This is a genomic window from Pontibacillus marinus BH030004 = DSM 16465 (assembly GCF_000425225.1).
Lineage (GTDB): Bacteria > Bacillota > Bacilli > Bacillales > BH030062 > Pontibacillus > Pontibacillus marinus.
The window spans coordinates 8,185-16,794 of the sequence record NZ_KE384339.1 but is presented as its reverse complement, the minus strand read 5'-3'; the positions used below and the strand labels follow the sequence as shown (position 1 = coordinate 16,794).

Genomic DNA, 8,610 nt, shown 5'->3' with positions numbered 1-8,610 from the left:
TACCTGGAATTAGAACACCTCATCCCAGAACTACGGTGGTTCCGTTAGTCACCATTCGGCCAAGGTGGGCTGTGGAACGGGTTGACTCCAGCGGAAGAACGGAGTGACGAGACCCCGCAGAGAGCTTGCGAATGAGGAGGCTCGGCGCTTCGTCCGCAGGAACGCCCCCCGTTCCCCCGCCCGCCGCTCTCCACTAAAGTAACGGAACCATACTCAACTTATCTCGAATCCAAGTCTTCCACATAAGGGGGCTTTAATGGAACTAAGTAAACAACAGATTCTTAGTAAAAAGGATTCTAACAAATTATATCGAAACTAATGAAAAGAGAATAGAAAAGGACGTGAACATATGCAATCAGATTCATTTATGACCGTAGAAGCAAAAGGTGAAACCTATCAATTACGCCAAGCACGACCTGAGCATCTACTAGACATTCTCAGCCTTTTACTCGATGCATCGAAATGGCTTGAAACAAAGGGAACGACGCAATGGGATTATTATCGAGAGGATCTCGAAGGAAACGCTGGTGAAGTGGTTGAATCTATGGAGAACGGAAATACCTTCGTTGTTGAAAAAGAAGGTGAAGTCATTGCATCCCTTACGTTAGAACCCAAAGCTAGTGAGTTTGATTTTGATCTTTGGGGAGACGAGGCAAAGGATGAGGGAGCCATGTATCTCCATCGATTAGTTGTTCTTCGTGAATATGCCGGAAAAGGATTAGGCGCAGCGTTAATGAAATGGGCAGAAGCCTATGTTAAAAAAGAAGGAAAAAACAAGCTCAGATTTGATTGTCTAGCAAGCAATGAAGGATTGAACAATTACTATCAACAGTTTTATCCATTAAAAGATAAAGTGGATGCATACGGTGGTCACTGTATATATGAGGTACATGTATAATTCACAGGAACGCTTCTCGTTATGAGGAGCGTTTTTTAATGGTGGAAAACATACAGAACATGATCAGGTCATATAGTGAGTGTATTAAATAAAAAGGAATGGTTACTTTGACTCGAATTTCTAAACTTCCTCTGCCTAAGTCATATGGACCTTTAGGCAATTTGCCATTACTAAAGAAAGGTAAGATGGTTCAATCCTTTATGACATTAGCTGATGAGTATGGTTCTATATTTCAATTTCGATTACCTGGTCGAGTAAGTACAATTGTATCTGATCCTCTGCTTGTTAAAGAACTAAGTGATGAATCGCTTTTCACAAAAACAATTGGTCCTGCTTTGAAAAACGTTCAAGCATTTACTGGTGATGGTTTATTTACAGCGGAATCTAGTGACCCAAATTGGTATAAAGCCCATCATATTTTGAGACCGTGTTTTAGTCAAAAAGCTATGAAAACCTATCATGATAAGATGGTCGATATCACTTTACAATTGTTAGAAAAATGGGGAACCCTCAAATCGCTTAATGTTTCTCAAGATATGACAAGACTCACATTAGATACGATCGGGTTATGTGGATTTAACTATCGATTTCATAGTTTGAAAAATGATGAGTTACACCCATTTATTGCAAGTATGATTCGTGGCTTAGAAGAATCTATGAAACAAATTCAAAGATCTAGTATTCAAAGAAGTTTAATGGTGAAAACCAAGAGACAATTCCAAAAAGATATCCAGACAATGTTTCAATTAGTGGATGAAGTTATCGCATTAAGAAGAAGTTCTGAATGTGAGGGAGAGGGAGATTTTCTTTCTCATATGTTAAGAGGGAGAGACCCAAACACAGGTGAAAATTTAACGGATGAAAACATTAGATATCAAATTATGACATTGTTAATTGCAGGACATGAAACGACAAGTGGCTTACTCTCTTTTGCAATATATTTTCTGATGAAAAATCAAGAGAAATTAGAGAAGGCTTATGAGGAAGTAGACAGGGTTTTTATAGATGACATACCGACATATGAACAAGTTAAACAGCTCACATATATTCGAAAGGTGTTACAAGAGACGCTTCGTTTATGGCCTACAGCACCTGCTTATGCAGTAAAAGCATTAGAAGATACGGTTATTGGAGAAGGTATTCCTATTCATAAAGAACAGCAAGTTATGATTCTTCTACCTCAATTACATAGAAATAAAGAGGTCTGGGGTGATGATGTGGAAGCTTTTATTCCTGAAAGATTTGAGGCGATAAAAGAAATCCCTAGGCATGCATATAAACCTTTCGGGAATGGGAGAAGGGCTTGCATAGGGCAATATTTTGCTATGCATGAAGCAGCATTAGTTTTAGGGATGATCTTAAAAAACTTTGAACTCATTGATAAGGATCAATATCATTTAAAGATTAAAGAGATGCTCACTTTAAAACCTGATCAATTTGTCATTAATGTGAAGCATCGAGAAAAACATTTGATTTAATTTACACCAAGGATCTCACGTACTTTTGCCGAATATATTACCTAAGAATAGGAGGAGATGCGTGTGATTCATGTGAAACAATTGGAATATTGTTCCTTGAATGAAGTGTTAGAAGCCTGGAATGAAGGGTTTAAAGGATATGTAGCAGACTTACATATGGATACGGATGCATTTTTGAAACGGACCGTACAGGAAAAACTGTCCCCTAGATATTCTCATGTAGCCTTTGATGATGCTAAACCGATTGGGATCTTGGTTAGTGGAATAAAAGAACGTGGAGGTATTAAAACATCTTGGAATGGTGGAACGGGGGTTCATCCTGACTACCGTGACCAAGGTGTTGGACATAAGCTAGTTGAAGCCTCCCTAAAACTCTATGAACAAGAAAACGTTGAGCTTGCAACATTAGAAGCAGTGAGTGATAATGATCCGGCTATTCATTTGTATGAAAAACATGGTTATATTGTAGAAGATCATTTGTCCATTTTACAACATAATGGACAAATTCATTCAACATTTGAAATAAGGTTACTTGAGAAGCAATTATCTCCTGAACATCTATCTCAAATTGGATGGTATCCCGTGAAACTTCCATGGCAATGCCATGAAGATCAGGCAGGAGAGATGTTCATTAGAGGTTTTTATAAAGGGGAGGAGCTCATTGGTTATACAGTTCAAAAAAAGCAAGAAGAGTACGGAGAGTTATCAAGAATTGCTGTATATCAGTTAGAGATGAATCCTGCTTATCAAGGTGATGAACCTTTGATTCAAGCATTTTTAAATCAGGCCTTATATGCAGATAAGAATTTAAAACGAACGATTATTAATGTAAGACATTCTAATGCTTTGTTTGAACCTGTGTTATCACTTGGATTTCAAGAAGCATTTAAACAAGTCTGGATGTTACAAACGTTAAATAATAAGTAAGCGCCCTGCCCTACATTTCCTTACACCTACACATACATATGAAGGTGGGATAGGTTTAAACAAGTCCAATTTGTGTTATAAACAGTCGTAGTAACGTAAACACTTTTCACCGAAGGAGTGTGTATTTGAATGTCTAAAAATATTTTAATGATTGTGACAAATGCAGGTTGGTTAGATGATGATCATAAAACTGGCTTATGGTTGTCGGAATATGCAGAGCCATATATGGAATTTACACAGGCTGGTTATGAGGTAACGACAGCCAGTGTTGCAGGTGGTGAGATTCCGATTGACCCAAACAGTATTTCAGGTGAAGAGCCGGATGAATGGGATGGCGTCATGGAGCCACTGAAAAATACAGTGAAGCTTGATGAAGTAGACCCTTCAAAATATGATGGTGTTTTCTTGCCTGGTGGACACGGCACAATGGTGGATTTCCCTGACAACGAAGCTATGAAAAAAGTACTTCAACATTTTGCTGATGAAGATAAAGTCATTGGCTCGGTTTGTCATGGACCTGCTGGTTTTGTGGGTGTGAAGGATAGTGATGGGAAGTATATTGTAGATGGTAAACGGATGACTGGTTTTACCAATGAAGAAGAGAAAGATACGCAGCTTGATTCAAAAGTTCCATTTTTACTTGAAACGCGCTTAACAGAACACGGTGCACATTTTCTTGCTGAACCAAACTATACGGAGCACGTAGAAGCGGATGGAAAGTTCGTTACAGGGCAGAACCCACAATCCAGCTTAGCAACAGCTCGTAAGTTTGTGCAGAAGGTAGAACAGTAACAGAAAAAGGCAGAAGGAGATTGATCCTTTTGCCTTTTTTTTAATCAAGGAGTAACTTAATAATAAGACTTTGCACCAAGATATCTTGGTTCCCAGTACACATTGCTCATTGAACTCACTGTGACTCCTTTAGAAGAGCTTGCGTGTACAAACTTTCCATTTCCAAGGTATATTCCAGCGTGTGATGCACCTGGTTTATACGTTTCAAAGAAGACAAGATCTCCACGTTCTGGCTTAGATACAAAAGTCCCTTCCTGATAAATCGTAGCAACGGTTCGTGGAATCTCTACATCATGTTTACCAAACACATATTGTAAGAATCCACTACAGTCGAATCCTTGAGAAGGATAGTCTCCTCCCCATACATAAGGTGTCCCCATGTATTGCTTAGCTGTTTCAATCATATTGGTCGCTAGGTGGTTTTGGTGGTTTTTCAAGTTCAATGTTTGCCCAGGATAAAGCTGAGTGGAAGAGAGGTCATTCCAATCCATAATGTTTTGGATGGAAACATCAAACTTTTGAGAGATGATCCATAATGTGTCTCCGTACTGCACATGATAGGTGGATGGTGTACCAGCTTGTTCTGGGACAGAAAGATCTTGTCCAACATGTAAAACATTAGAAGATAGTTGATTTTCTCGTTTAATGGCTTGGATGCTCGTGTTAAACCTTTGGCTAACTTTCCAAAGTGAATCTCCAGGTTGCACAGTGTACATGTTACTTGGGATCGTTAAGGATTGCCCGATATGTAGAGTATTGGATGAAAGGTTATTTGCCTCAATAAGCTCTTGTGTAGAAACATCGTGTTTTTGAGCAAGCTTCCAAAGTGAATCTCCAGATTGCACAGTAATAGATTGCGCACTGACACTTGTGGCAAAAGCCGAGCAGCTTAGGATAGATGTTGCAAAAGCGATTTTCTTGAAAAGTGACTTTTTCATGTTGTGTTTAGCCTCCTGTTGAAACGTCTTAATTGTTTGAAAAATATATAGTACATGCTTATCGTAACAAAAATAATAAGGCTCTAAACTAGTAATTAGTGGGCTTGTAACCATATTTATGAAATTAAAAAGCATGCAGTTATTCAACTGCATGCGAGAGAAATTATCCCTTTAATTTTACTCCGATAAACTTCATTTCAGTCATGTCTTCAATGGCATATTTTACGCCCTCTTTGCCCATGCCGCTCTGCTTGACTCCACCATAAGGATGGTTATCTTGGCGGTAGGTAGAGATCTCATTAATCCAAACGCCACCCATTTCAAGCTGATCAGCAACACGGAAAGCGCGATCCATGTCTTTAGTAAAAACGCCTGCTTGTAAGCCGTAAATAGAATCATTGGATCTTCGAACGACTTCTTCTTCAGTATCAAATGGCATTACCGATACAATAGGAGCAAATACTTCTTGAGCAATAATTTTCATATCGTTCTTTACGTCCGACATAATAGTAGGCTCTAAAATCGTTCCGTCTCGTTTTCCTCCGGTAAGCACTTTAGCTCCTTTTTCTACTGCATCATCGATCCATTGTTTTGCCCGTTCTGCTTCATCTTCATTAATCATTGGTCCAAAATCTGTACCCTCATCTGCAGGGTTCCCGATAGATAACGCCTTCGTTAACTCTACGTATTTCTCTAGGAATGTGTCGTAAATATCTCGATGCACATAAATGCGTTGAGCAGAAATACAAACCTGACCTGAAAAGGCAAATGCACCCTTTACGAGACCTTCCGCTGCTTCTTCAAGATTGGCATCATTAAAGATGATATTCGGTGAATTAGAGCCAAGTTCAAGCGTCACCTTTTTTAAGCCAGCTGATTCTCGAATGGTTTTCCCAACAGGAACACTTCCTGTGAAAGTGATTTTTTGCACCTTATCATGCTGGACAAGCGGCTCTCCAACTTCTTTTCCTGTTCCAATAACAAGATTTAATGCTCCATCAGGTAGTCCTGCTTGTTGAAAAAGACGTACAAGCTTATAAGCGGAAAGAGGTGTTTTCTCTGCTGGCTTGTACACGACCGTATTTCCTGCTGCAATGGCTGGTGCAATTTTATGCAAGGAGAGGTTCAATGGGAAATTGAAAGGGGTGATCGCTCCCACTACACCCAATGGCTTTCGTTTCACCAATCCCATACGGTTTTGGCCTCCAATTGCTGCGTCCATAGGGATTACTTCGCCATAGATGTTTTTAGCTAATTCAGATGCAAAACGAATCACTTGCACCGCACGTTGCACTTCACCTTTACTGTATTTAATAGGCTTTCCAGCTTCCTGGACGATGGTTTGTGCGAATTCCTCTTCACGCTCTTCAAGTAAATCAGCTGCTCTTCTTAAAATATCAGCACGATCGTGAGCAGGCATGTGGTTCATTTTGTTATGGTAGGTTTCAAAGCAACTCTCAACAGCTTCATTTAGATCATCTTCTGTCGCTAACATAAGCGTTGCGACTTGCTCTTGATTATAAGGGTTAAAAACATCCATTGTTTTTCGGTTGTCTTCTTTTCGTTCCTGACCATTTATAATGGATCCAATTTGCATTTTGCTGCCTCCTATTCGCATTGCATATTCTTTAGCTTCTCTGTCAATTTCATGTTCTCGTCATAGTCAACAGGACAATCAATAAGGACTGGTTTGTTTAAGGAGATCGCTTTTTGTAACGTATCTTGTAAGGTGTCTCCTGCGTTAATTTGCATCGCTTCAAATCCGTAAGCTTCCGCTAGCTTAATAAAATCTGGATTCGTAAAATCAATATGAGAAGCGCGACCAAAATGTTTTAGTTGGTGCCATTTAATTAAACCGTATCCTTCATCACGCCAAAGAAGAACGACAATGGGGAGTTTCAGTCGCTTAGCTGTTTCAAGCTCCGCACTTGTCATTTGAAAAGCTCCGTCTCCACATAAGGCAACGACTGTTTTATCGGGATGAACTAATTTAGCACCAATCGCCCCTGGTACAGCCACCCCCATAGAAGCAAGACCGTTTGAGATCAGACATGTATTCGGCTCATAACTATGGAACAAGCGAGAAGTCCACATTTTGTGAGCCCCAACATCGGATATAACAATGTCTTCTTTGTTTAACACAGCACGTAAATCAGAAATGATTTTTTGCGGTTTCATTGGGAAAGAGGTATCGTTCTCGAATTCTTTGAGCTCACCCAGAGCCTTCTCACGAATGGTAGCTACCCAAGTGAGGTCACGTTTCTTGGGAGATAAGCTCTCACTTAGTTTGTCGAGGTTGGAGCTAATGTCCCCAATAAGACTTGTTTCTACAGGGTAGTACTCATCGGTCTCTGCTGGCTGACTATCGATATGAAGAATTGGCGTCTCTCCATTTGGGTTCCAACTCTTAGGTGCAACTTCTGCCATATCAAAACCTACAGGGATAATCAGATCAGCCTCAGCGAATGCACATGATGGATAGTCATTGTCTACTCCTGCAGTTAGTAAGCTAAGTTCATGATCCCAAGACAATGCTCCTTTCCCCATGAAGGAATGAACGACTGGAATTTGATGCTTTTCTACAAATTGACGTAAGTTCTTAGATGCGTTATCTCGTGTAATTCCATTCCCTGCCAGAATAATAGGGGAATTCGCATGTGATATTAGTTCTGCAGCATCTTGGATCATGTCATCAGAGGCAATGGATATGGGTTCTCTTCTGATTTCTAATGGATTGGCTTCTACTTCCATTCCAGCAATATCTTCAGGTAAGTCGATATGTGTAGCGCCAGGCTTTTCTTGATTTGCAACTTGAAACGCTTTCCGTATCACTTCAGGTACAATTTCTGCTTTTTTAACCTGTGCATTCCACTTTGTAACGGGATCGAACACAGATACCAAGTCATAATACTGATGCGAAATCTTGTGCTGACGGTTTAAGCCAGCTTGCCCCGTAATTGCAACAATCGGGGATTGATCCATATTCGCATTTGCTACACCCGTCAGTAAGTTCGTAGCACCAGGACCAAGTGTTGCAAGACAAACACCAGGCTTTCCGGTAAGTCTTCCATAATGGGAAGCCATAAACGCCGCACCTGTCTCATGTCTGGTTACAACAAATTGAATGGATGAATCTTTTAGAGCATCCATCAAATCAATATTTTCTTCACCAGGAACACCAAAAATATATTCCACACCTTCATGCTCAAGGCATTTCACAAATAACTCTGCAACTTTCATATATGTAACCCCTTTGCTCATATTTTTCATTATTGTTCTACAAAGTGGGAATTTTACACATGGGAAATCTGTTTACTTTAATGGAATAGTAGGAGAGGGAGATATAATTTTATGTATAAAAATATTCAAAGGTTCTTATTCAATTATATGGCAGTTATCTGGAATAAGCTGGTGCGGGGTAGTTCCGGAGCTTTTGTGGAGTGCGGTGGTCTGTGGTCTATTGGGAAGGGACAGTATTCGCTCGGGTAAGCGGTGGATTCGCTCGGGTAAGCGATGGATTCGCTCGGGTAGGCGATGGATTTGCTCGGGTAAGCGGTGGATTCGCTCGGGTAGGCGA

General features: G+C 40.1%; 7 protein-coding genes. 4 read left to right on the top strand and 3 right to left on the bottom strand.

Features of this window, described 5'->3' with window-relative positions; translation table 11 throughout:
- The first annotated feature begins 349 nt into the window (after window positions 1-349).
- From H514_RS23775 to H514_RS0122040, 4 genes are all read left to right on the top strand, one after another.
- Window positions 350-898 carry a GNAT family N-acetyltransferase gene (locus tag H514_RS23775; RefSeq protein ID WP_051255288.1) on the top strand — a complete coding sequence of 183 codons (549 nt, stop codon included), beginning with the start codon at window positions 350-352 and terminating at the stop codon, window positions 896-898.
- Window positions 899-1,005: 107 nt separating this feature from the next.
- Window positions 1,006-2,376, top strand: coding sequence for a cytochrome P450 (locus H514_RS23770; protein ID WP_051255287.1), 1,371 nt, complete (start codon window positions 1,006-1,008; stop codon window positions 2,374-2,376).
- A gap of 63 nt (window positions 2,377-2,439) precedes the next feature.
- Window positions 2,440-3,303: a GNAT family N-acetyltransferase gene (locus tag H514_RS24150; RefSeq protein WP_051255286.1), complete on the top strand. Its 864-nt coding sequence runs from the start codon at window positions 2,440-2,442 to the stop codon at window positions 3,301-3,303.
- Window positions 3,304-3,432: 129 nt separating this feature from the next.
- On the top strand, window positions 3,433-4,095 hold the full coding sequence (locus H514_RS0122040) for a type 1 glutamine amidotransferase domain-containing protein (protein ID WP_027448918.1): 663 nt from the start codon (window positions 3,433-3,435) through the stop codon (window positions 4,093-4,095).
- Between the two features lie 56 nt (window positions 4,096-4,151).
- Here the strand turns inward: H514_RS0122040 and H514_RS0122035 are convergent, their stop codons facing one another.
- From H514_RS0122035 to H514_RS0122025, 3 genes are all read right to left on the bottom strand, one after another.
- Window positions 4,152-5,033 carry a C40 family peptidase gene (locus tag H514_RS0122035; protein ID WP_027448917.1) on the bottom strand — a complete coding sequence of 294 codons (882 nt, stop codon included), beginning with the start codon at window positions 5,031-5,033 and terminating at the stop codon, window positions 4,152-4,154.
- A gap of 163 nt (window positions 5,034-5,196) precedes the next feature.
- Complete coding sequence (locus H514_RS0122030; protein WP_027448916.1) at window positions 5,197-6,630, bottom strand: aldehyde dehydrogenase family protein; 1,434 nt, start codon at window positions 6,628-6,630, stop codon at window positions 5,197-5,199.
- An 11-nt stretch (window positions 6,631-6,641) separates the two neighbouring features.
- Window positions 6,642-8,273: an acetolactate synthase large subunit gene (locus H514_RS0122025; RefSeq protein ID WP_027448915.1), complete on the bottom strand. Its 1,632-nt coding sequence runs from the start codon at window positions 8,271-8,273 to the stop codon at window positions 6,642-6,644.
- Between the last annotated feature and the right edge of the window lie 337 nt (window positions 8,274-8,610).